18 protein-coding genes are annotated in these 22,714 nt (G+C 72.7%); 6 read left to right on the top strand and 12 right to left on the bottom strand.

Annotation, left to right across the window (positions count from 1 at the left end; all coding sequences use genetic code 11):
- Nucleotides 1–3 precede the first annotated feature (3 nt).
- Together FJQ57_RS03995 and FJQ57_RS03990 are read left to right on the top strand one after the other, a co-directional pair.
- A complete protein-coding gene (locus tag FJQ57_RS03995) occupies nt 4–576 on the top strand; it encodes a sigma-70 family RNA polymerase sigma factor (protein ID WP_139977905.1) in 573 nt (190 codons plus the stop codon).
- Nucleotides 573–1,265 carry an anti-sigma factor family protein gene (locus FJQ57_RS03990; protein WP_139977904.1) on the top strand — a complete coding sequence of 231 codons (693 nt, stop codon included), beginning with the start codon at nt 573–575 and terminating at the stop codon, nt 1,263–1,265. Before FJQ57_RS03995 ends, FJQ57_RS03990 begins: the two co-directional genes overlap by 4 nt.
- A 107-nt stretch (nt 1,266–1,372) precedes the next feature.
- On the opposite strand, the gene FJQ57_RS03985 is transcribed toward FJQ57_RS03990, so the two are convergent.
- The 9 genes from FJQ57_RS03985 to FJQ57_RS03945 form a co-directional block, all read right to left on the bottom strand.
- On the bottom strand, nt 1,373–1,993 hold the full coding sequence (locus tag FJQ57_RS03985) for a GNAT family N-acetyltransferase (protein WP_139977903.1): 621 nt from the start codon (nt 1,991–1,993) through the stop codon (nt 1,373–1,375).
- Between the two features lie 18 nt (nt 1,994–2,011).
- A complete protein-coding gene (locus FJQ57_RS03980; protein WP_139977902.1) occupies nt 2,012–2,971 on the bottom strand; it encodes an endonuclease/exonuclease/phosphatase family protein in 960 nt (319 codons plus the stop codon).
- Nucleotides 2,968–4,050, bottom strand: coding sequence for a glutamate 5-kinase (gene proB, locus FJQ57_RS03975; protein ID WP_139977901.1), 1,083 nt, complete (start codon nt 4,048–4,050; stop codon nt 2,968–2,970). The genes FJQ57_RS03980 and proB overlap by 4 nt, the downstream gene beginning before the upstream one ends.
- On the bottom strand, nt 4,047–5,579 hold the full coding sequence (gene obgE, locus FJQ57_RS03970) for a GTPase ObgE (RefSeq protein ID WP_139977900.1): 1,533 nt from the start codon (nt 5,577–5,579) through the stop codon (nt 4,047–4,049). The genes proB and obgE overlap by 4 nt, the downstream gene beginning before the upstream one ends.
- Before the next feature lie 120 nt (nt 5,580–5,699).
- Nucleotides 5,700–5,954: a 50S ribosomal protein L27 gene (gene rpmA / locus FJQ57_RS03965; RefSeq protein ID WP_139977899.1), complete on the bottom strand. Its 255-nt coding sequence runs from the start codon at nt 5,952–5,954 to the stop codon at nt 5,700–5,702.
- A gap of 36 nt (nt 5,955–5,990) precedes the next feature.
- Nucleotides 5,991–6,293 carry a 50S ribosomal protein L21 gene (gene rplU / locus FJQ57_RS03960; protein ID WP_139977898.1) on the bottom strand — a complete coding sequence of 101 codons (303 nt, stop codon included), beginning with the start codon at nt 6,291–6,293 and terminating at the stop codon, nt 5,991–5,993.
- Nucleotides 6,294–6,460: 167 nt separating this feature from the next.
- Nucleotides 6,461–9,769, bottom strand: coding sequence for an Rne/Rng family ribonuclease (locus tag FJQ57_RS03955; protein WP_139977897.1), 3,309 nt, complete (start codon nt 9,767–9,769; stop codon nt 6,461–6,463).
- 287 nt (nt 9,770–10,056) lie between these two features.
- Nucleotides 10,057–10,794, bottom strand: a complete 738-nt coding sequence (locus tag FJQ57_RS03950; protein ID WP_211348734.1) for a TIGR03936 family radical SAM-associated protein — start codon at nt 10,792–10,794, stop codon at nt 10,057–10,059.
- A gap of 10 nt (nt 10,795–10,804) precedes the next feature.
- On the bottom strand, nt 10,805–11,992 hold the full coding sequence (locus FJQ57_RS03945) for a winged helix DNA-binding domain-containing protein (protein WP_139977896.1): 1,188 nt from the start codon (nt 11,990–11,992) through the stop codon (nt 10,805–10,807).
- A 94-nt stretch (nt 11,993–12,086) separates the two neighbouring features.
- Between FJQ57_RS03945 and FJQ57_RS03940 the strand changes: the two genes are divergently transcribed.
- Both FJQ57_RS03940 and FJQ57_RS22245 read left to right on the top strand, forming a co-directional pair.
- Entirely contained in the window at nt 12,087–12,863 is a 777-nt protein-coding gene (locus FJQ57_RS03940; RefSeq protein WP_139977895.1) for a DUF4190 domain-containing protein, read from the top strand.
- 38 nt (nt 12,864–12,901) lie between these two features.
- Complete coding sequence (locus FJQ57_RS22245) at nt 12,902–13,324, top strand: hypothetical protein (protein ID WP_170219263.1); 423 nt, start codon at nt 12,902–12,904, stop codon at nt 13,322–13,324.
- A gap of 25 nt (nt 13,325–13,349) precedes the next feature.
- Here FJQ57_RS22245 and FJQ57_RS03930 read toward each other — a convergent pair whose 3' ends face one another.
- Complete coding sequence (locus FJQ57_RS03930) at nt 13,350–13,994, bottom strand: maleylpyruvate isomerase N-terminal domain-containing protein (protein ID WP_170219262.1); 645 nt, start codon at nt 13,992–13,994, stop codon at nt 13,350–13,352.
- 168 nt (nt 13,995–14,162) lie between these two features.
- Here FJQ57_RS03930 and katG point away from each other — a divergent pair, with 168 nt between their 5' ends.
- Nucleotides 14,163–16,436, top strand: coding sequence for a catalase/peroxidase HPI (katG, locus tag FJQ57_RS03925; RefSeq protein WP_139977893.1), 2,274 nt, complete (start codon nt 14,163–14,165; stop codon nt 16,434–16,436).
- 214 nt (nt 16,437–16,650) lie between these two features.
- Nucleotides 16,651–18,468, top strand: a complete 1,818-nt coding sequence (locus FJQ57_RS03920; RefSeq protein WP_139977892.1) for an ATP-dependent nuclease — start codon at nt 16,651–16,653, stop codon at nt 18,466–18,468.
- A gap of 563 nt (nt 18,469–19,031) precedes the next feature.
- Here FJQ57_RS03920 and FJQ57_RS03915 read toward each other — a convergent pair.
- Both FJQ57_RS03915 and FJQ57_RS03910 read right to left on the bottom strand, forming a co-directional pair.
- Nucleotides 19,032–21,017: a TIGR03960 family B12-binding radical SAM protein gene (locus tag FJQ57_RS03915; RefSeq protein WP_139977891.1), complete on the bottom strand. Its 1,986-nt coding sequence runs from the start codon at nt 21,015–21,017 to the stop codon at nt 19,032–19,034.
- Between the two features lie 39 nt (nt 21,018–21,056).
- Nucleotides 21,057–22,700 (bottom strand): MDR family MFS transporter, encoded by a 1,644-nt coding sequence (locus tag FJQ57_RS03910; protein WP_139977890.1) that lies wholly within the window; start codon nt 22,698–22,700, stop codon nt 21,057–21,059.
- Nucleotides 22,701–22,714: the final 14 nt, after the last annotated feature.

Raw genomic sequence — 22,714 nt, 5'->3', positions numbered from 1 at the left:
CTGGTGCCCGCCCTCCCCCGTCGTCCCACGGGTCCCCTCCTCACCGACCTGTCGGGCGAGGAGGGGGTCCGGGAGGCGTACGCCGCGCACGGCGCCGAGATCTACCGGCTGGCCGTGCGGGGGCTGGGGGACGCGGGCGCGGCCCAGGACGCGGTGCAGGAGGTCTTCCTGCGCGCGTGGCGGGCTCGCGACAGGTACGACGCCTCGCGGGCCTCGTTGCGGACCTGGCTGTTCGAGATCGCCCGCAACGTCGTGGTCGACGCCCAGCGGGCACGTGGCGCCCGGCCCTGGCTGCGGGGCCTGGTCGACCACCGCGACCTCGAGGCCGACGCGCCCGGGGCGGGGGCGACCGCCGACGGCTGGGAGGCCCTGACCCGGCGGATCCTGCTCGAGGAGGCGCTGCGCCGGCTCGGCGACGACCACCGGCGCGCGCTCGAGGAGACCTACCTGGCCGACCGGCCCTACCCGGAGGTGGCCGCCGAGCTCGGCGTGCCCGAGTCGACGCTGCGCAGCCGGGTCTTCTACGGGCTCAAGGCCCTGCGGGTCGTGATGGAGGAGATGGAGGTGACCCTGTGACCGCCCGAGACCCGGAGCACGAGAAGCTGCGGACCGACCTCGGCGTCTACGTCCTCGGTGCGCTCCCGCCCGACGAGGCCGCCGCCGTCGAGGCCCACCTGGCCGGCTGTGCCGGCTGCCGGGCCGAGCGCGACGACCTGCTGCCGCTGGCGGACGCGCTGGGCGACCTGCGCCGCGCCGACGGCGGCCCGACCCGGTTCGAGCCCACGCCGGACGGCCTCGACGACCTCGTGCTCGCCCGGTTCACCCAGGAGCGCAACCGCGAGCGGCGTACGGCGTGGGCCCGGCGCACCGGGCTGGCCGCCGTCGCCGGGGCCGCGGCGGCGACGGCGCTCGTCGTCGGCCTCGCGGTGACCCGCGACGACCCCGCCCCGGCCGCCGACCCCGTGCCGGTCGAGCCGGTGTCGGTGCGCGTCACCGACCGCACGGTCGCGGCCGACGCCGAGCTGGTCAACCACACCTGGGGCGTCGAGGTGCTGCTGACGGGCCGCGGGTTCGTCGAGGGCGGCGCCTACGAGGTCGCGGTCGTCGGCACCGACGGCCGGCGCTACCCGGCCGGCGCGTTCGTCGGCACCGGTGACCGCGAGATGCTCTGCCACCTCAACTCCGCCGTCCTGCGCCCCGACGCCGACGGCTTCGAGGTCCGCGACGGCCGCGGCCGGGTCGTGGTCTCCTCGCGCTTCTCCTGAGGTGGCTGGTGGGGGCGGCCGCCCCTGACTCCTGGTGCCGATCTCACTCCTGGTGGGGAGCTACCGACCAGGAGTGGGAGATCCCCGCCAGGAGTGGTGCCGGGGGGTCACGTGCCACCAGCGACCAGCCGCCAGCCGCGGTCAGGTCGCGCGGGGGCGACCTCGTGCCGCACCACGCAGTTGAACTGGCCCTTGGGCCGGTCGTAGGTGAAGCCCACCCGCTCGTACATCCGCCGGGTGCCGTTGTAGAGCCACGAGGCGGAGGTCTTCTTGCCCTCCTTGAGCGCCATGTCGTGCGGGTAGCCCTCGACGACGCCGCCCCCCGCGGCCGCGATCAGGTCGACCGCGCCGCGCAGGGCCACCTCGGCCAGCCCGCGCTTGCGGAACCTCTTGTCGACCTGGATGCAGGTCACCCGCCAGTCGGGGTCGGCGGCCTTGGTGGCGTCGTACTGCTTGCGGTGGTGGATGGTCGGCAGCTCCGCCGGGGTGCCGTACTCCGCCCAGGCCACCGCCTCGCCCTCGTGCACGACGAGCGCGGCGTGGGCGACGCCCTCGCGCACCCACATCTCCTTGATCGCGCGGTTGCCCTCGGCGGTCTCGCCGCGGCCCTCGCAGGGCGGGTGGAACCAGGTGCACCAGCAGCCGCCGAACAGCCCGCCCTGCCGCTCGACCAGGCCGGCGAAGAGCGGCCAGGTCTCCGGGGTGAGGGCCACGGTGGTGGTGTCCACCCCGGGACCGTACGGCGGTCAGCCCGCGGGCGCCAGGGTCGCCGTGACGGCGTGGTGGTCGGTGTCGGGCACGGCTTGGTCGTCGACCGCGGTGACGGTCCACCGCTCCCCCACCAGCACGTGGTCGATCTGCACCGCCGCGAACGGCAGGCCCATCCCGCCACCGGCGGGCCAGGTGGGCTGGAACCCACCGCCGGTCAGCTCGACGGCGTCGCGCCAGCCACCGTCGACGAGGTCGCGGACGGGCGCGTGGTCGAGGGTCGCGTTGAGGTCGCCGACGATCGCGTCGACGTCGTGCTCGACCGCGGCGTCGAGGACCAGCGGCAGGTCGCGGCGCCACTCGTCGGGAGCCGTGGGAGGCGCCGGGTGGGTGCCGAGCACGGTGAGGCCCGACGTGCGCACGACGAGCGAGTCGAACCGCGTCGGCACGGTCGCGACGACCTCGAGCGGCGCGCGGGAGAACACCATCGTGCCCTCGGCCGCGGTCCCGGGTCGCCCGGCCTGCACGGGCAGCACGTCGCGCAACCCGGCCGCCTCGGCCCGGCGCAGGAAGGCCGGGGTCACCTCGCTGACCACGAGCACGTCGACGTCGCGCTCGCGCACGAGGTCGGCCACCACCTCGGCGTCCGCGCGGCCGAGGAGCGCGTTGACGCTCATCAGCGTGACGCGATCCGGCCCGGTCGGCTCCTCCGCCTCGTCGGTCATCAGCGGCGCCGCCCAGGCCACGTGCAGCAGCAGCGGTACGACGGCGAGGGCCGCCACGGCGAGCGCGAGCCGGCCCCCACGCCGGCCGGCCACGACAGCCGCGAGCACGAGCACCAGCGCGGCGGCGTACGAGACGAGGGCGAGGGGGGCGAAGGCGGTGAGCACGATGCCGGGCGCGCTGGTCCAGCCGGTCAGGCGCGACAGCGTGACCGGCAGGGAGCCGAGCACGAGCAGGCCGGCCAGGCCGAGCAGGAGCAGCCGCGCCCGGGTCACAGCACGACGAGGTCGTCGCGGTGGACGACCTCGCGCTCGCCCGAGCGGCCGAGCAGGGCGGGCAGTTCGTCGGAGTCGAAGCCGACCAGCCCGCGGGCCACGACGTGGCCGTCGGCGTCGGCCACGTCGACCGGGTCGCCGGCGGCGAAGTCGCCACTGACGCCCGTGACGCCGGCGGCCAGCAGCGAGGCGCGACGCTCGACCACGGCCCGCACCGCGCCGGCGTCGAGGGTGACCGTGCCGCGCGCGTTGGTGGCGTGGGCCAGCCACAGCAGCCGGGTGGGCCGCTTGCGGCCGGTGGCCCGGAACAGGGTGCCGACCTCCTCCCCGGCCAGCGCGGGTCCGGCCAGCGGGGCCGAGGTGAGCACGACCGGGATGCCGGCGCCGGTGGCGATGCGGGCGGCCTCGACCTTGGTCGCCATGCCGCCGGTGCCGACGCCGGCCGCGCCGGTGCCGCCGATGCGGACGCCGTCGAGGTCGGCGGCGTCGGTCACCTCCGGGAGCAGCCGGCTGCCGGGCTCGGCCGGGTGGCCGTCGTACAGGCCGTCGACGTCGGAGAGCAGCACCAGCAGGTCGGCGTGCACGAGGTGGGAGACGAGCGCGGCGAGCCGGTCGTTGTCGCCGAAGCGGATCTCGGTGGTGGCGACGGTGTCGTTCTCGTTGACGACGGGGAGGACGCCGAGCTCGAGCAGCTTGGCGAAGGTCTGGTGGGCGTTGCGGTAGTGGGCCCGGCGGGTGACGTCGTCGAGGGTCAGCAGCACCTGGCCGGCGACGACACCGTGGCGGGCCAGCTCAGCGGTGTAGGCCTGGACGAGCAGGCCCTGCCCGACGGCGGCCGCGGCCTGCTGGGCGGCCAGGGCCGAGGGGCGCCGGCGCAGCCCGAGGGGCGCGAGCCCGGCCGCGATGGCGCCCGAGGACACCAGGACCACCTCGGCCCCGCGGGCGCGGGTGGCGGCGAGCGCGTCCACCAGGCGGCGCAGCCGGTCGGGGTCGAGCCCGCCCTCGGCCGTGGTCAACGACGACGAGCCGACCTTGACCACGACCCGACGGGCACCGGTGACGTCGGAGCGCGCGGTCACCGGCCCGGGTCGTCTTCCGCCCAGTCGGGGTCCTCGGCCGAGCCGATCTCGTACGACGTGGGCCCGTAGGTCTCGGGACGGTCGATGCGCCGGGCGACGTCGGCGCGCTCCTCGTTGTCGCCGCGCTCGGCCATGCCCTCCTCGATGGCACGGCGGCGGGCGACGGCCGGGCGCTCCTCGCGGAAGCGCTCGTCCTCGCCGCGGCGGGTGAGGTTCTCGGCCCCGGCGTCGAGGGTCGGGCGGAAGTCGAAGACGACCGCGTCGTCGGGGTGGCCGATGAGGACGGTGTCGCCCTCCTCGGCGCCGAGCTCGAGCAGCCGCTTCTCGACGCCGAGCCGGTTGAGGCGGTCGGCGAGGAAGCCGACGGCCTCGTCGTTGCTGAAGTCGGTCTGGCGCACCCAGCGCTCGGGCTTGGTGCCGCGCACCCGCCAGCCCTCGCCGTCGCGGGTGACCTCGAAGTCGCCGCCGTCGACGCTCGCCGGGCGCAGCACGATGCGGGTGGCGACCTCGACGGCGCGCTCCTCGCGGGCGGCGCGCACGATCTCGGCCATGGCGAAGGTCAGCGCCCGGGTGCCCTCGCCGGAGGCGGCGGAGACCGGGAAGACCTTGAGGCCGCGCTCGGCCAGGTCGTCGAGCACCATGTCGGAGATGTCGCGGCCGTCGGGCACGTCGACCTTGTTGAGCGCGACCAGGCGCGGCCGCCCCTCGAGCCCGCCGTAGCGGCTCAGCTCGTTCTCGATGACGTCGAGGTCGTCGACCGGGTTGCGGCCGGGCTCCAGGGTGGCGGTGTCGAGCACGTGCACCAGGGCGGCGCAGCGCTCGACGTGGCGCAGGAAGTCGTGCCCGAGGCCGCGGCCGTCGCTGGCGCCCTCGATCAGGCCCGGCACGTCGGCCACGGTGAACGTCGTCTCGCCGGCCGTGACGACGCCGAGGTTGGGCACGAGCGTGGTGAACGGGTAGTCGGCGATCTTGGGGCGGGCCCGGGAGATCGAGGCGATCAGGCTCGACTTGCCGGCGCTGGGGAAGCCCACGAGGCCGATGTCGGCGACGACCTTCAGCTCGAGCACGACCTCGAGCTCGTCGCCCGGCTCGCCGAGCAGGGCGAACCCGGGCGCCTTCCGCTTGGCGCTGGCCAGCGCGGCGTTGCCGAGGCCGCCGCGGCCGCCCTCGGCCAGCACCATCTCGGTGCCGGGGCCGACGAGGTCGGCGAGCACCTCGCCGTCCTTGCGGCTGACCACGGTGCCGTCGGGCACCGGGAGCACCAGGTCGGCTCCGTGGCTGCCGTTGCGGTGGCCGCCGGCGCCGTGGCCGCCGACCTGGGCCTTGCGGTGCGGGCTGTGGTGGTAGTCGACGAGCGTGGTCACGTCGGGGTCGACGCGCAGGATGACCGACCCGCCGGGGCCGCCGTTGCCGCCGTCGGGGCCGCCGAGCGGCTTGAACTTCTCGCGGTGCACCGACGCCACGCCGTTGCCGCCGCGTCCGGCGCTGACGTGCAGCGTGACCCGGTCGACGAAGGTCGGGACGGCCATGGGTGCTCCTGGTGACTGCGAGGGTGACTGCGAGGGTGACTGCGGGGGCGGTGGAAGGACGACGAAGGGCGCCCCGGGGATCCGGGACGCCCTTCGTGGATGCTGCGGTGGGTGCCTGGGTCAGCCCTGCGGCACGATGTTGACGACGCGGCGACCGCGCTTGACGCCGAACTCGACCGCACCGGGCTGCAGCGCGAACAGGGTGTCGTCGCCGCCGCGGCCGACGCCGCTGCCCGGGTGGAAGTGGGTGCCGCGCTGGCGGACGATGATCTCGCCCGCGCCGACGACCTGGCCGCCGAAGCGCTTGACGCCGAGGCGCTGGGAGTTGGAGTCGCGGCCGTTCTTGGTGGACGCCGCGCCCTTCTTGTGTGCCATGTCAGTAGTCCTTCAGCGGTTGGGGTGAGAGCCGGATCAAGCCGAGATGTCGGTGACGCGGACCTGGGTGTACTTCTGGCGGTGACCCTGGCGCTTCTTGTACCCGGTCTTGTTCTTGTACTTCTGGATGACGATCTTGGGGCCCTTGGTGCCGCCGAGGACCTCGACGGTGACCGCGGCCGAGCCGAGGTCGGTGGCCTTGACGGTCTCGCCGTCGACGGTCATCACGACCGGCAGGGTCAGCGTGTCGCCGACGGGCGTCGAGACCAGGTCGATCTCGATGACGTCGCCGACAGCGACCTTCTGCTGCTTGGCGCCTGCGCGCACGATCGCGTACACCGCGGTCTCCTTCGTAGTCTGCGTCTGAGCTCAGGTCCGCGGCACGGACGGCACGGCGGACGAGCCGGTGCCGGGCGGACGGTGCACGCCCCAGCGGGCGCACAAGGGATCATCGTACGGACCGGGCCCACCGGCCGCAAAACGCGGCCGGTGGCCCGATCTCGGGGTCAGTCCTCGGTGGCCTCGGTGGCCTCGGTCGCGCCGTCCGGCGCCGCGGTCGTCGTACGACGCGACGCGCCGCGCCGGGTGCGCGTGACGACCTTGGGCGGCTCGACTGGGGCGGCCGGGGCGGCCACGGGGGCCGGCGCGGTGGTCACCTCGACCGGGGCGACCGGCGCGGTCGTCGTCACGGTGCGGCTCACGCCCCGGCGGGCGCGGGTCACGACCTTCGGCTCGGCCGGCGGCTCCGGGGCCACCGGCTGCTCCGGCTCGACCGCCACGGGCGCGGGCTCCGGCTCGGCGGCCGGCTCCGGCTCGGTGGCCAGCTGCGGGACGGGCTCGGAGACCGGCTCGGGCACCGGAGCAGCACCGTCGACCAGCTCGGTCACCGGAGCCTCGGGCGCCTCGTCGTCCTTGTGGACCTCGGCCTTGGCCATCGCGGCGAACTCGGCCGGGGACGGCTTCTGCGCCGGGACGTCCTTGGCAGGGTCCCTGGCGTCCCGGCCGCCGGCGCCGGCGTCCTTGGCGTCGCGGCCGCCGCCGCCCTGCTGGCCCTGGTCGTCGCCGCCGCGACCGCCGCGGCCGCCGCGACGGCGCCCGCTGCGGCGCTCGCCGCCCTGGTCGTCCGACGCGGCCCCGCCGCCGTTGCTGCCACCGCCGTTGCTGCCGCCGCCGTTGCTGCCGCCGCCGTTGCCGTTGCTGCCGCCGCCACCGCCACCGCGCTTGGGCTCGATGGGCATGTCGTGCAGCACGAGGCCGCGGCCCTGGCAGTGCTCGCAGTTCTCGCTGAAGGCCTCGAGCAGGCCGGTGCCGATGCGCTTGCGGGTCATCTGCACCAGGCCGAGCGAGGTGACCTCGGCGACCTGGTGGCGGGTGCGGTCGCGGCCCAGGCACTCGACGAGGCGGCGCAGCACCAGGTCGCGGTTGGACTCGAGCACCATGTCGATGAAGTCGACGACGATGATGCCGCCGATGTCGCGCAGCCGGAGCTGGCGCACGACCTCCTCGGCCGCCTCCAGGTTGTTTTTGGTGACGGTCTCCTCGAGGTTGCCGCCGGACCCGGTGAACTTGCCGGTGTTGACGTCGACGACCGTCATCGCCTCGGTGCGGTCGATGATGAGCGAGCCGCCGGAGGGCAGGAAGACCTTGCGGTCGAGCGCCTTGGCGATCTGCTCGTCGATGCGGTGGGCGGCGAAGACGTCGACGCCGTCGTGCTCCGCGACGTCGTACTTCTCGACCCGGTCGAGCAGGTCGGGGGCCATGTGCTCGACGTAGCCGTGGACGAGGTCCCAGGCGTCGTCGCCCTGGATGACCAGGCGACCGAAGTCCTCGGTGAAGAGGTCGCGCACGACCTTGAGGGTCAGGTCGGGCTCGCCGTAGAGCAGCTGCGGGTTGCCGCCGCGGCCCTTGGTCTTGGCCTCGATGTCCTCCCAGCGGGCCTTGAGACGCTCGACGTCGCGGGTCAGCTCGTCCTCGCTGGCGCCCTCGGCGGCGGTGCGCACGATGACGCCCGCGGTGTCGGGGACGATCTCCTTGAGCAGCGTCTTGAGGCGGTGGCGCTCGGTGTCGGGGAGCTTGCGCGAGATGCCCGAGGTGGTGCCGTCGGGCACGTAGACGAGGAACCGGCCGGCCAGGCTGATCTGGCTGGTCAGGCGGGCACCCTTGTGGCCGATCGGGTCCTTGGTGACCTGCACCAGGACCGTCTGGCCCGAGGACAGCACCGACTCGATCTTGCGGGGGCTGCCGTCCTTGTGGCCCAGCGACGACCAGTTGACCTCGCCGGCGTACAGGACCGCGTTGCGGCCCTTGCCGATGTCGATGAACGCCGCCTCCATGGAGGGCAGGACGTTCTGGACGCGGCCGAGGTAGATGTTGCCGATGAGGGAGGTCTGGGACTCGCGGGCGACGTAGTGCTCGACGAGGACCTTGTCCTCGATCACGCCGATCTGGGTGAGCTCGTCGCGCTGGCGGACCACCATGACGCGGTCGACCGCCTCGCGGCGGGCCAGGAACTCGGCCTCGCTCACGATCGGGGCGCGGCGGCGGCCGGCCTCGCGGCCCTCGCGGCGGCGCTGCTTCTTGGCCTCGAGGCGGGTCGAGCCCTGCACCGAGGTGATCTCGTCCTCGGGCGAGCGGGCCTTGCGGACCCGGGTGGTGGTGTTGGCCGGGTCGTCGCCCCCGCCGTCGCCCCCGTCGCCCTCGCGGCGGCGCCGGCGCCGGCGCCGGGAGGACGACCCGCCCTCGCCGGACTCGCCGTCGTCGGACTTCTGCGTGTCGTCGGAGCCCTCGGCGTCGCCCTTCTCGGACGACTCGCCCTTCGCGGGCTTCTCGGACCGCCCGGACCTCTCGCCGGACCTCTCGCCGGACTTGTCGCCGGACTTCTCGCGCGACGCGTCGTCGCCGTCGTCGCTCTTCTCGGCCTTCTCGGAGCCCTCAGCGTCGCCCGAGCCGCCTCCCCGACGGCGACGACGGCCACCCCGGCGACGACGGCGGCGCGGACCGGAGTCGCCCTCGGCGTCGTCGGTGTCGTCGTCGTTGTCGTCGTCGGACTCGTCCTCGTCGTCGGCCCCGTCCTGGTCCTCGGCGTCGGCCGGGGCGTCGGTGTCGGCCTCGGCCTGCTCGTCCTCAGCCGGGTCGGCCGGGTCGCCCGGGTCGCCCGGGTCGGTCGCGTCGTCGGTCACCGGGTCGACCTCGGGCGGGGCCGCGGCCTCGATGGTCGGGGCGTCGGCCTCGACGGCCTCGACGTCGGCCGTCTCCTCGACGGGTGCGGGCTCGACCTTCTTGCGGCTGCGGGTGCGCTTGGCGGGGGCCTTGGCGGGGGTCTCGGGCACCTGGAACAGCGGCATCGTGCCGGGGCCCGTCTCGGCGGGGGTGTCGGCCTGCTCGACCGGAGCGGCGACCGGGTCGGCCTCGACAGCGGCCGCGGCGACCTCGGCGGGCTCGGCCGGGGTGTTCTTGGCGGAGGCCGTCTTCTTGACGGCGGTCTTCTTCGTCGCAGCCTTCTTGGTGGTCTTCTTGGCGGCGGCCTTCTTGGCCGGCTTCGCCTCGGCCGGCGCCTCGGCCGGCGCCTCGGAGGCGGCCTCGGCCGCCGCGTCCGGGGCAGGGTCCGGGGCCGCGTCCGGCGCGACCTCGGGAGCCGCGGCGGCCTTCTTGGTCGCCCGCTTGGCGGGGGCCTTCTTCGCGGCCTTCTTGGCGGCGGCCTTCTTGGCCGGCTTCGCCTCCGCAGCGGCCTCGGCCGGAGCCTCGGTCGGCGTGTCGGTCGGCGTGTCGGCCGCTTCGACAGTGGTGGGGACGTCCTGGATCTCGTCGTCAGCCATGTGCTGCTCCTCGCCCGGCGGGGCCGGGCTGTCTGGTGACCTGGCTGCGCGGGAGGCGCGGACCGGGCCACGAAAGTCTGGTGGGCGGCGACCCCGCCCCGTGGTGCGGCGCTGGTCGGGGGCGCACCCGCCGCGGTCGCTCGTCCCGTGCCGCTGTCACCGGCTCCGGGACCGCGTCGCGGTCCGGCATCGACCCGTCCCACCGTGCCGTCCCGACGTGCGGGGCGGCGGTGGAGTCGTCCCCGGCATTGTGGCACACGCGACCCGGCGGGGCCCGTCGGCGCGGTTCAGCCGTCGGTGGCGGTGGCGAACGGGTCGCCGACGGTGCCGCGCTCCTCGTCGAGCGGACCCTGCTCGGTGCGGGTCAGCAGCGGGGCGCGGCCGGTGTCGAGGTCGGTGAGCCGGCGTACGCCGGTGAGCACGTCGTCGGGACGCACCGCGGGCACGGTGTGGCGGAGCACCAGGTCGAGCGAGGCGGCGCCGGTCGGGCCGTCGAGCATCTCGAGCGAGACCACGGCGGCCCGGCAGTCGAACTCGCGCAGGCCCTTCTTGGTCATCCGCTCGACCAGCACCGACTCCTCGGCGAGGAACGTGCCGACGGCGGCGCGGGCCTCGTCGGGCGGCGCGGTCGTGTCGATGCGCCACCGGCTGGCCTGGAGGCCGTCGGCGAGGCTGCCGCCGCCGAGCGTCGCGGCGTCGACGACGGCCACGACGTCGAGCCCGTCGGGCAGCGCCTCCTCGAGCTGGGCGTGCACGTCGGCCGGGTCGACGACCTCGGCCAGGGCGATCTCGAGGAACTCCGCCTCGCTGGCCGACCCGGTCGGCGCGGCGCCGGCGTAGGAGATGCGGGGGTGCGGGTTGAAGCCGGAGGAGTAGGCCATGGGCACCCGGGCCCGGAACACGGCCCGCTCGAACGCGCGGCTGAAGTCGCGGTGGCTGGTGAAGCGCAGCCGGCCGCGCTTGGCGTAGCGCACCCGCAGCCGCTGCACCGGCGGCGCCTGCTGCTCCGGGGGCTGTCGGCTCACCGGCCGAACGTTAGTGCGCGGCGCGGGCGGCCTTCATCGCCGGGCTGGGGTAGACCGTGCCGACCCGCTCCCCCGCCAGCCAGTCGGTCAGCCGCGCCGCCTCGGCCTCGAGCGCCCGGCGTACGTCGGCGTCGACCTCCTCAAGCAGGTGCAGGTGCACGGTGCCGGCGTCGTCCTGCACCCAGCTGCCGACGACGCGCCCGTCGGCCCACGCGGTGGTGCCGGCGTTGCCGTTGCGGTCGAAGAGCTCGGGGCCGTGGGGGCCGAGGTACCAGTCGCGGTCGCGCCACCCCATGACGGTGGGGTCGAGCACGGGGAGCAGGGCGACCCACGGCTCGGGCGCGTCGAGGGGCGCGGGCGGGTCGAGGTCGTCGGGCAGGAGCCAGCCGGTGGCCCCGCCGTCGAGGCCGACCTCGACGGCGCCGAGGTCGGCCAGTGCACCCCGGACCGCGGCCTTGGTCGCGCCGAACCACCACACCAGGTCGGCCTCGGTGCCGGGCCCGAACCGGCGCAGCCAGGCCGCGACGAGGGCGGCGTACCCCTCGGCCACCGTCGTGGGGGGCGCGACGGCGCCGGCGCCGAGCCAGTCGGCGGTGCGGGTCCAGCGCGGGCGCGACAGGCGCCAGTGCTGGGTGTTGTGGCCGCGCAGGAGGTCGGCGGTGAGGCCGAGGTGGGTCAGGACGCGGGAGTGGTTCCAGACCGCGCCCGCGGTGACCTCGAACTTCACCGCGACCTCGGGCAGCAGGTCACGCACCTCGACCGCGGTCAGCCCGTCGGGTCGCTCGGCGAGCGCGTCGAGCACCGCGGCGCGGGCGCCGTGGACCCAGGCCGTGCCGTCAGCGGCGACCCCGGCCTTCTCGACGTCCTTGGCCATCCGCTTGAGCTCCGCCTCGGCGACGCGCGCCGAGGCGCTCCCCCAGGCCGCGGGCAGCAGGTCGCGGGGGAAGACGAACAGGGTGCGGCGCATCGCCAGCTGCTTGACCAGCGTGCGGTCGTCGTACAGGGCGCGCTCGAGGTCGCCGCGCTCGAACCCCTCGACCCGCGCCCAGCAGGACAGGAAGATCGTGGCCGGCTCGGTGGCGTGCAGCACCGCGACCGCGCGCGTCGCCTCCTCGGGCGTCGCGACGCGGGTGGAGGGGGCCAGCGCGTGCCGCCGCGCGAGCCGCAGGCGGCGCTCGTCGTCGGTCACGTGGCGCACGGCGACATCCTGCCGCAGGCTGACGACCCGGCCTGCCAGACTGTGCGGCCTACCACCGGGAGCGGCCCGGGCACGCACCCGGAGGACCCTGGCGATGAGCAACCCCTACGACCCCCAGCGCCCGGCCGGCAGCGACCCCTACGGCCCGCCTCCCGGCAGCGGTGGCGGCGGGTACGGCGGTGGCTACGGCCAGCCGGGCGGCTACGGCCAGCCGGGGGCGCCCGGCGGCTACGGCGGGGGCTACGGCGGCGGCTACGGCGGCGGCTACGGCGGCCAGCCGGGCGGCTACGGCGGCGGCCAGCCCGACCGGGGCACCGACACGCTGTCGATCGTCGCGCTGGTGCTCAGCCTCACCTGCTGCCTGTCGCTGGTCGGCGCGATCCTCGGGTTCGTCGGGCTCGGCCGCACCGGAGACGGCAAGCGCAAGGGCCGGTGGGCCGCGGTCACCGCGATCGTGGTGGGCCTGCTCGGCACGGTCCTGGCCGGCCTCGCGGTCTTCGGGCTGGTCCAGCTCGCCGACTCCTTCGTCTCCGTCGACGACGCCCGACCGGGCCAGTGCGTCGACGTCGACGACGACGACTCCGACGCGGTCACGCTCCGCAAGAAGGAGTGCACCGAGACCCACGACGCCGAGGTCGTCTACGCCGGTGACGCCGGCGACGACGCCGCGACCCTGGAGGGCGCCAACGCCGGCCAGGTCTGCATCGACCGGGTCACCGCCGACGACCCCGCGCTGGCCTCGGCGCTCGCCGAGGGCGGGTTCACCGTCAACGCCCTCATCGAGGACCCCAGCGCGATCGACCCCGGGGACCGCCTGGTCTGCTACGCCACGCCGCCGTCCGGCCGCCTCGACGAGGAGATCGCGCCCTGAGCGGGCGCCGCTCCCCCGTCGTCACCGGGCTCCTCGTCGTGGGCGCCGCCGTCGTGGTGGCGGGTCTCGCCTTCGGGCTGGTCGTCGCCCTCGGGGTCGGCGAGGACGACCGCGGCCGGTCGCTGACCCCCGAGACCGTCGAGGCCGGGCAGTGCGTCGACGTCGCCGAGCAGGGCGGCCGGCTCGACCTCACCGAGGCCGACTGCGACCGCCCCCACGACGCCGAGGTGGTGCTGACCACCGTCTACGCCGACGCCTACGCCGAGACCACCGACCTCGCCGACGCCGAGAAGGTCTGCACCGGGCTGCTGGAGCCGGCCGACCTCGACCGGCTCGAGGCCTACGAGGGCGACCTCAGCTGGGCCCTGCTCATCGACGAGCCCAGCAACGTCGACAGCACCGACCGGCTCGTCTGCTACGTCGAGGACCCCGAGGCACCGCTGACCGCGTCGCTCCTCTGAACCCGCCGGAGCGGCTCGCGACCCCTCAGCCGAGCACCGGCAGCCCGGCCACGTCGGTGCGGACGCGCCCGGCCCCGGCCAGGACGACGTCGACGTCGTCCCACGTCGCCGGGAGCGGCTCGGGGGCCAGCGCCTCGACGGTGGCCCGGGCCAGCCGGAGGGCGCTGGCCGGCACGGGCTCGTCGGCGAGCAGGTCGAGGTGGTGGACGGCGTCCTCGACGGCCCAGGCGGCGAGGAAGTCGCCGGGCGTGAACACGTGGCCCTGCCAGGTCAGGTGCCTCTCGCCGCAGCTGCGCACGCCCCGCAGCAGCGCCTCGCCGACGTCGCGCAGCTGGGCGGTCGCCGACGCCGGCCGCGCGTACGACGCCGTCCGGCGGCGCTGGGCCATGAGGTCGGCGACGGGGTCGTCGTCGCCGTACTGCTCGGCGAAGGCCCGCCAGTAGCTCGCCGCGTCGACGGTCGGCTCGCCGTCGACGGGCGAGACCAGCCCGCCGAGCATCTCCTGCCAGCCGGCGATGACGTGGACGACGACGTCAAGGCGGGTCCAGCCGTGGCACCGCGACGCCCCGAGGAGCTCGAGCTCGTCGAGCCCCGCGGCCGCCCGCACGAACCCCTCGACCGAGGCCGCGCACGCCTCCCGCGCCTCGTCGGTCTCCACGCCCAGGCCCACGGCGCTACCGTAGCCCCGCCCGACGGCGTACCCGAACCTGCTGGTCGTGGTCCCAACCGGGCGCTGACGGCCGCTCCTCCTCACCCCTCGGGGGACACCGCGGGCGGTTGAATGGCGACCACGTCGTGGCGGCCGTCACGGCATCGCTGACGAGCGGAAGGCCCCGCCTTGACCCAGTACCGCGAGTACGACGACGTCCTCCAGGGCACCTGCCCCTTCGGCGGCAACAGCATCGGCGGGGCGGCGACGACCAAGCCGACGCTGTCGGACTGGTACCCCGACCGGCTGCGCGTCGAGCAGCTGCACCGCAACGGCCCGGCGGCCAACCCGCTGGCCGACCAGGACTACGAGGCGGCGTTCGGCGCGATCGACCTCGACGAGCTCAAGGCCGACATCAAGACGTTCCTGACCACGTCGGTGTCGTGGTGGCCCTCGGACTACGGCAACTACGCCCCGCAGATGATCCGGATGGCCTGGCACTCCGCCGGCACCTACCGCATCGCCGACGGCCGCGGCGGCGCCGGCGAGGCCATGCAGCGCTTCGCCCCGATCAGCAGCTGGTGGGACAACGGCAACACCGACAAGTCGCGCCGCCTGCTGTGGCCGATCAAGAAGAAGTACGGCAACGCGCTGTCGTGGGCCGACCTGATCGTCCTGGCCGGCAACTGCGCGCTGGAGATCATGGACTTCCCCACCGTCGGGTTCGGCGGCGGGCGCCGCGACGCGTGGGAAGCCGACGACGCGACGTACTGGGGTCCGGAGTACATCGACATGACCCACCCCGCGTCGTACGACGACATGGTGGTGCGCGACAAGAGGTGGACCGGCAAGCCGGGCGACGACGACTACGAGCTGCAGCAGCCGCTCGCGGCGTCGCACCAGTCGCTGATCTACGTCAACCCCGAGGGCCCGGAGGCCAACGGCGACCCGGCGGCCTCGGCGGTCGACATCCGGATCACGTTCGGGCGGATGGCCATGAACGACACCGAGACGGTGGCCCTGATCGCGGGCGGCCACGCGTTCGGCAAGAGCCACGGCGCGGTGCCGGCCGACCAGATCGGCGCGCCGCCGGAGATCGCGCCGGTCGAGGCGATGGGCCTGGGCTGGCACAACCCGGTCGGGTCGGGCAACGCCGAGCACACGATGACCAACGGCATCGAGGGCTCGTGGACCCAGAACCCCACCCAGTGGGACAACTCCTACCTGGAGAACCTCTTCGGCTTCGAGTGGGAGCAGACCCAGAGCCCCGCCGGCGCGCTGCAGTGGACGCCGACCGACCCGGGCGCGCCGAAGACCCCCGACGCGCACCTCGAGGGCGTCGAGCACCCGCTGATGATGATGACCAGCGACATCGCGCTGAAGGTCGACCCGGTCTACCGCGAGATCTGCGAGAAGTTCCTGGAGGACTTCGACTACTTCACGCAGGAGTTCTCCAAGGCTTGGTACAAGCTCACCCACCGCGACATGGGCCCGAAGTCGCGCTACCTCGGCCCCGAGGTCGCGGCGGAGGACTTCCCCTGGCAGGACCCGCTCCCCCAGGCCGACCACGAGGTCGTCGACACCGACGGCATCGCCCGGCTCAAGCAGGCGGTCCTCGACACCGGCCTGTCGACCTCCGACCTGGCCTACACCGCCTTCTCCTCCGCGGTGACCTTCCGCGACACCGACAAGCGCGGCGGCGCCAACGGCGCCCGCCTCGCCCTGGCCCCGCAGAAGGACTGGTCGGTCAACCAGCGCACCGTGCCGGTCATCGAGGCCCTGCGCGGCGTGATGGACACCTTCAACGCCGAGGGCTCGGGCCGGATCACGCTCGCCGACCTCATCGTGCTCGCCGGCACCGTCGCCGTCGAGCAGGCCGCCCGTGAGGCCGGCGCCGACGTCGAGGTGCCCTTCACCCCCGGCCGCGTCGACGCGACCCAGGACCAGACCGACGTGCCCACCTTCGAGTGGCTCGCGCCGGTCGTCGACGGGTTCCGCAACTACACGATGGACGGCTTCGACCGCGTCGCCGGCGACCTGCCGCCCGAGCAGTTCTTCCTCGACAAGGCCGCCCAGCTCAGCCTCTCGGTGCCCGAGTGGGTCGCCCTCACCGGCGGCCTGCGCGTCCTGGGCTGCAACCACGACGGCTCGGCCACCGGGGTCTTCACCGACCGCGTCGGCGCCCTGACCACCGACTTCTTCACCGCCATCACCAGCATGGACTACGTCTGGTCCAAGGTGGACGGCTCCGAGACGTCGTACACCCTCGACGACCGGGAGACCGGCGCCACGGCGTACCAGGCCTCGCGCAGCGACCTCCTCTTTGGCGCCAACAGCCAGCTGCGCTCCGTCGCCGAGGTGTACGCCGCCGACGACGACGGCCACGAGCGGTTCGTGCGCGACTTCGTCGCGGTGTGGACCAAGGTGATGATGGCCGACCGGTACGACGTCAAGAAGGGCTGAGCCCCGCCGCACGACGACGCCCCGGTCGCTGGTGCGGCCGGGGCGTCGCTGCTCACCAGGCGCTGCTCGCCGAGCGCTGGGCGCCAGGCGGCCTTTCCGCGCGCCGCTTGAGACGCGCCGAAGAGCACCCGCCGGGTCATCATTCGCTGCGATGAAAGCATGATCTTTGGCCCCGTCACCCGTACGAGAGAGACGTGGTCTATAGAGTGACGCGATGGCCATCTCGATTGATGCCTTCACTGCTCAAGATGGGGCCCTGCAAGGCGGGAACCCCGAGCGAGTCAGGCTCTCGATCCGGACGCTAGAGGTCCAGAACACTCCGGTGGAACTACCGTCCCCTGGCGTCACCGCGTTCGTCGGGGGGAACAACGTCGGCAAGTCAACTTTGCTGCGCCAGATGGTTGATTGGATAGGTTCGGAAAGAAACTCCCCAACTCCCTCACCTGATTTAATCCGGGGGGTTGAACTCGAAAGGGGTGGTTCGCAAGCCGATCTAGCGTCTTGGCTTTACCACCACCGCGCAGCAGCGAACCAGGGCCAGTTTGTCGGAATTCTGAACCCTTCCGCCGGGTTTCTCGCTGTCGGAAACGCTGCTCACTACTGGTCCTTTGACGGTTATAGTGACCGCCTTGCTGGTCTTGGGCCTGCTTTAGTGCACTACGCGGATACCCAGAGCCGTCTCGAAATGTCGCAACCGTCGCCGCGTCGCGCAGACTTCACGGATCCTGCGATAACGCCGCTGCAGAGACTTGAAGACGATCCAGCACTCCTGGGCGAGTTGTCTCGCATCTCCTTCGACGCGTTCCAGCAGGGACTCGTACTGGATCCGCTGAGTGGGCAGTTGATTCTTCGCGTCGGGGATCCTGGCGTCGACGCTCCGTCGGTTGATGCGATTACCGCGCAGTATCGCGAGGCGCTTGGGCGGCTTGGTCCGCTTCATGAGCAGGGGGACGGAATGAGAAGCATGATTGGACTGCTTCTCCCTATTATTGCGAGTACTTACCCAGTAGTTGTTGTGGACGAGCCCGAGGCATTTCTACATCCTCCTCAAGCACGGGTTCTTGGACGCGAACTTGCGCGTTTGGCGAACGACCGCGGAATTCAGGTCATTTTGGCCACGCACGACAAAAACATTCTTATGGGCCTCCTCGATTCCCCCGGCGCGGCCGTCTCGGTCGTCCGGCTGACACGGCAGGAGGACCGAACGACTGCAGCGCAACTACCGGCAGGTCGATTGAGCGCAGTGTGGTCCGAGCCGTCGCTCCGCTACTCGAACATCCTCGATGGACTGTTTTACCGAGCTGTAGTCTTGGCCGAGAACGAGCGTGATTGTCGATTTTTCGCGGCAGCTTTGGACGCGGACCATCGTGTTCACACGAGCGCAATGGCGCCCCATGACGTGTTGTTCGTACCTACGGCAGGGAAGACCAATATCCGTTCGCTAGCCCTGACAACCAGGGCCTGTGGCGTGCCGACAGTCGCCTGCGCCGATCTCGACCTTTTAAACGACGAGGGCACCTTGAGGTCAGTGGTTGAGTCGGTTGGTGGCGACTGGAGTTCCCTCGCCGACGACTACCGCCTTGCGACCCAGCAGTTTCGGGGCCCGAAGAGGAGACGCCTGAACCGCGATGTGGCGGCGTCCGTAGCAGCCATTCTCGCCGAGGCCCCGGACCGTGCATATGACGGAGGGATTAGGTCCAGGGTCACAGAGGAACTCGCGCTGGAAAGTCCGTGGCGGGCAGTGAAGGATCACGGCATGAGCGCGTTTCGGGCGGAGCGTGCCCGGGCGGATCAACTAATCGAAGCAATGGACCATATGGGCGTGGTACTCGTCAAGCAGGGTGAACTGGAGGGCCTCGCGCCGAGCCTTGGTGTGAGGAAGGGTTCGGGCTGGGTCCCCGCGGCCATTGACGCGGGCGCGCACGAGCAGGAGCCAACGCGAGAGCATGTGCGGCGGCTCGTAAGCGCAGCACTCACTCTGGAGGCGGCCATAATCCACAACGTAGACTCTCGTGCTCACAACCGGAGCTAGGGGCAGTAAAAACGCAGCACACCGTGTCTCTTTTCCGGGCCGAAGCCAAGCTCAGGTGGACCCTGCTGATAGGACCGCGGCAGGCAGAGGAAATAATTGAATCTCAGCCGATGTGTCGGCGTGCTGAAACGCTGCGCGATGCCGAGGGCGTTCTCAAAGGAGCTGCCCGAGGACGTAACTAGGGTCCAGACGAACTTCAATGCCTCATGGCTCAAGTCGCAAAGGAGGTCGGCGTCGCCCCGTCGTGAAGCGTCCTCGGATGGGCACATGGGCATTGGTCGACACCAATTAGCACGGCCGCGGCGGGCACGGCGGAAGTGGTTAGCCATTTCGACCGGCGAGTCGAGTTCGCGGCAGTGCTGGCGCGTGGGTGGGGTCCTTAGATGGTTTGGGGCGCCGGACGCGGGACGCCCGACGCCGACGCCCACGATTCGCGGCATGGGGGCTCAGGGCCCGCAAACCGGCGTCAGAGTCCGCTCGACCTGTCCCAGGGGTAGCGGTTTGACACGGGTCAATTCTCGCACTTCACGACGTCAGCGAATGCCGCAAGCCCGCGCGGGCAGTCAGCGTACGCTGAGTGGCAACAACCGCTGCCCGGTCGGCCCGATCTGGATCTCAGTCCCCATCTCAGGGCACACCCCACAGTCGTAGCAGGGGGTCCACCGGCAGTCCTCGACCTCGACGTCGGCGGAGCCGTCGGCGACGGCGAGCGCGTCCTCCCAGTCGGCCCACAGCCAGTCCTTGTCGAGGCCGGAGTCGAGGTGGTCCCAGGGCAAGACCTCGTCGTACCCGCGCTCGCGCAGGGTGTACCAGTCGAGGTCGACGCCGGTGCCGGCGAGCGCGGTCTCGCAGGCGGTCATCCACCGCTCGTAGGAGAAGTGCTCGCTCCAGCCGTCGAAGCGGCCGCCGTCGCGCCAGACGGCCTCGATGACGCGGCCGACGCGGCGGTCGCCGCGGGAGAGGAGGCCCTCGACGATGCCGGGCTTGCCGTCGTGGTAGCGGAAGCCGATGGCGCGGCCGTACCGCTTGTCTGCGCGTACGACGTCGCGCAGCTTCTTCAGGCGCTCGTCGGTGGTCTCCACGTCGAGCTGGGAGGCCCACTGGAAGGGCGTGTGCGGCTTGGGCACGAAGCCACCAATGGAGACGGTGCAGCGGATGTCGTTGCTGCCGGTGACCTCGCGGCCCTTGGCGATCACGGCCTTGGCCAGCTCGGCGACCTGCAGCACGTCGTCGTCGGTCTCGGTGGGCAGGCCGACCATGAAGTAGAGCTTCACCTGCCGCCAGCCGTGGGAGTACGCCGCCGCGACGGTGCGGATCAGGTCCTCCTCGGTGACCATCTTGTTGATCACCTTGCGCATCCGCTCGCTGCCGCCCTCGGGGGCGAAGGTGAGGCCCGAGCGGCGGCCGTTGCGGGAGAACTCGTTGGCCAGGGTGATGTTGAAGGCGTCGACGCGGGTCGATGGCAGCGAGAGGGAGACGTTGGAGCCCTCGTAGCGGTCGGCGAGGTCCTCGGCGACCTCGGCGATCTCGGTGTGGTCGGCGCTGGAGAGCGAGAGCAAGCCGACCTCCTCGAAGCCGGACTTGCGGATGCCGTTCTCCACCATCGCGCCGATGGTCTCGATCGACCGCTCGCGCACCGGGCGGGTGATCATGCCGGCCTGGCAGAAGCGGCAGCCGCGGGTGCAGCCCCGGAAGATCTCCACGCTGAACCGCTCGTGCACGGTCTCGGCGAGCGGCACCAGCGGCTTGGCCGGGTAGGGCCAGGCGTCGAGGTCCATCAGCGTGTGCTTGGTGACGCGGTGGGGCACGCCGGGCCGGTTGGGCGTGACGGCGACGATGCCGCCCGTGCCGCCCGGCGCGTCGTCGTAGGTGACGTCGTAGAAGCGCGGGACGTAGATGTTGCCGGTGACCGCGAGGCGGCGCAGGAGCTCCTCGCGCCCGCCGGGGCGGCCCTGGGTCTTCCACTCGCGCACCACCTCGGAGATCGCGAGCACGACCTCCTCGCCGTCGCCGAGCACGGCCGCGTCGAGGAAGTCGGCGATCGGCTCGGGGTTGAACGCCGCGTGGCCGCCGGCCAGCACCACCGGGTCGTCGTCGCCGCGGTCGACCGCGTGCAGCGGGATGCCGGCCAGGTCGAGGGCGGTCAGCATGTTGGTGTAGCCGAGCTCGGTGGAAAAGCTCAGGCCGAAGACGTCGAAGTCGCCGACCGGGCGGTGGGCGTCGACGGTGAACTGCGGGATCGGGCCCTGCTCGTCACCGGCGCGCAGCACGGCCTCCATGTCGGGCCACACGGCGTACGTGCGCTCGGCGACGATCCAGTCGCGCTCGTTGAGCACCTCGTAGAGGATCTGCACGCCCTGGTTGGGCAGGCCGACCTCGTAGGCGTCGGGGTACATCAGCGCCCAGCGCACCGTCGGCCCCTCGAGGGCCGAGTCCCACTCCTTGACCGTCGAGTTGAGCTCGCCACCGACGTACTGGATCGGCTTGGAGACCGACGGCAGGTGGGGCTCGAGACGAGGGAAGACGCTCTCTCCGGGCTGCGGGCACATGAGCCCGATCCTACGAGCGCTCCCCTGACGAGACGATTCCTACGGCTCCGGCGCCGCCGGTACGTCGGCCCGCGCGGCCGCGGAGGCCGAGGTGGAGCGCAGCTCGACGGTCGGCATGAGCAGCAGGATGAGGAAGGCCAGGAAGCCGGCGCCGGCGGCCAGCAGGAAGACGGTGTCCATCGACTCGGCAAAGCCCTGCTTGATCGGGAACGCCACCGCCTCGGGCAGCCGCTCGATGCCGGAGGAGTCGTCCTGGATCCGGTCGATCTGGTCGGTGAAGCCGGGGTCGGCCATGGCGGCCTGCACCTGCGGGTCGTCGGCGCGGTCGGAGAAGGCCTGGGTGATGTTGCCGCCCACGCTGCCGAAGAGCACCGAGAGGAACACCGCGACGCCGACGGTGCCGCCGATCTGCCGGAAGAACGTCGCCGAGCTGGTGGCCACGCCGATCTCGCGGGGCGGCACGGCGCTCTGCATGGTCAGCAGCAGCGGCTGCATGCACTGGCCCAGGCCCAACCCGAGCAGGAACATCGGCGCCATCACCCACACCAGGTCGGTCGAGGCCGAGCTGAGGCTGAGCAGCAGCAGCGCCGCGGTGACCATGGCGGAGCCGACGATGGGGAAGGTCCGCACCTTGCCGGTACGCGCGATGATGCGCCCCGAGCCGATCGAGGCGGTCATCATGCCGACGACCATCGGCAGCATCAGGAAGCCCGACTCGGTCGGCGAGGCGCCGTGCACGATCTGCATGTAGAGCGGGAGCAGCATGATGCCGCCGAACATTGCGACGCCGACCAGGATGCTGGCGCCGAGCGTCACCACGGCGGCCCGGATGCGGAAGAGCCGCGGCGGGATGAGGGCGGCGTCGCCCATCGCCCGCTCGGCCATCACGAAGGCGACGAGGCCGACCGCGCCGACGGCGAAGCAGGCCAGCGAGCGGCCCGAGGTCCATCCCCACTCCCGCCCCTGCTCGGCCACCGTCAGCAGCGGCACCAGCGCGACGACGAGCGAGGCGGCGCCCCACCAGTCGATGCGGATCCGGCCCTGCGGCGCCGGGGCGTGCACGTGCAGGGTGCGCAGCACCACGACGAGGGCCAGCGCGCCGATCGGCACGTTGACCAGGAACACCCAGCGCCACCCGGTCAGCCCGAGCAGCTCCTCGCGCCCGGCCAGGAAGCCGCCCACCAGCGGCCCGAGCACGCTGGAGGTGCCGAAGACGGCCATGAAGTAGCCGGTGTACTTCGCCCGCTCCCGCGGGCTGACGATGTCGCCGATGATGGCCAGGATCAGCGTGAACAGGCCGCCCGCGCCGAGGCCCTGCACGGCCCGGTAGATCGCGAGGGTGGTCATCGAGGTGGCGAACGAGCACAGCGCCGAGCCGGCCACGAAGATCGTGATCGCGGTCATGAACAGCCGCTTGCGGCCGTACAGGTCGCCGAGCTTGCCGTAGATCGGCGTCGTGATCGTCGCGGTGATGAGGTACGCCGTGGTCGCCCACGCCTGCAGGGAGAGGCCCTGCAGGTCGTCGGCGATGGTGCGGATCGACGTGCTCACGATCGTCTGGTCGAGCGCGCCGAGGAACATCCCGAGCATCAGCCCGGAGATGATCGTCAGGATCTGGCGGTGGGAGTACTCGCCGGTCTCGGCGCCGGGGCCGGCCGCGCGGGCGTCGTCGGTGGTTGCCATCGGCAACAGCGTAG

The sequence above is a fragment of the Nocardioides litoris genome, from assembly GCF_006346315.1.
Taxonomy (GTDB): domain Bacteria; phylum Actinomycetota; class Actinomycetes; order Propionibacteriales; family Nocardioidaceae; genus Nocardioides; species Nocardioides litoris.
The sequence above is the reverse complement of the archived record's forward strand: the minus strand, read 5'-3'. Positions and strand labels throughout refer to the sequence as shown.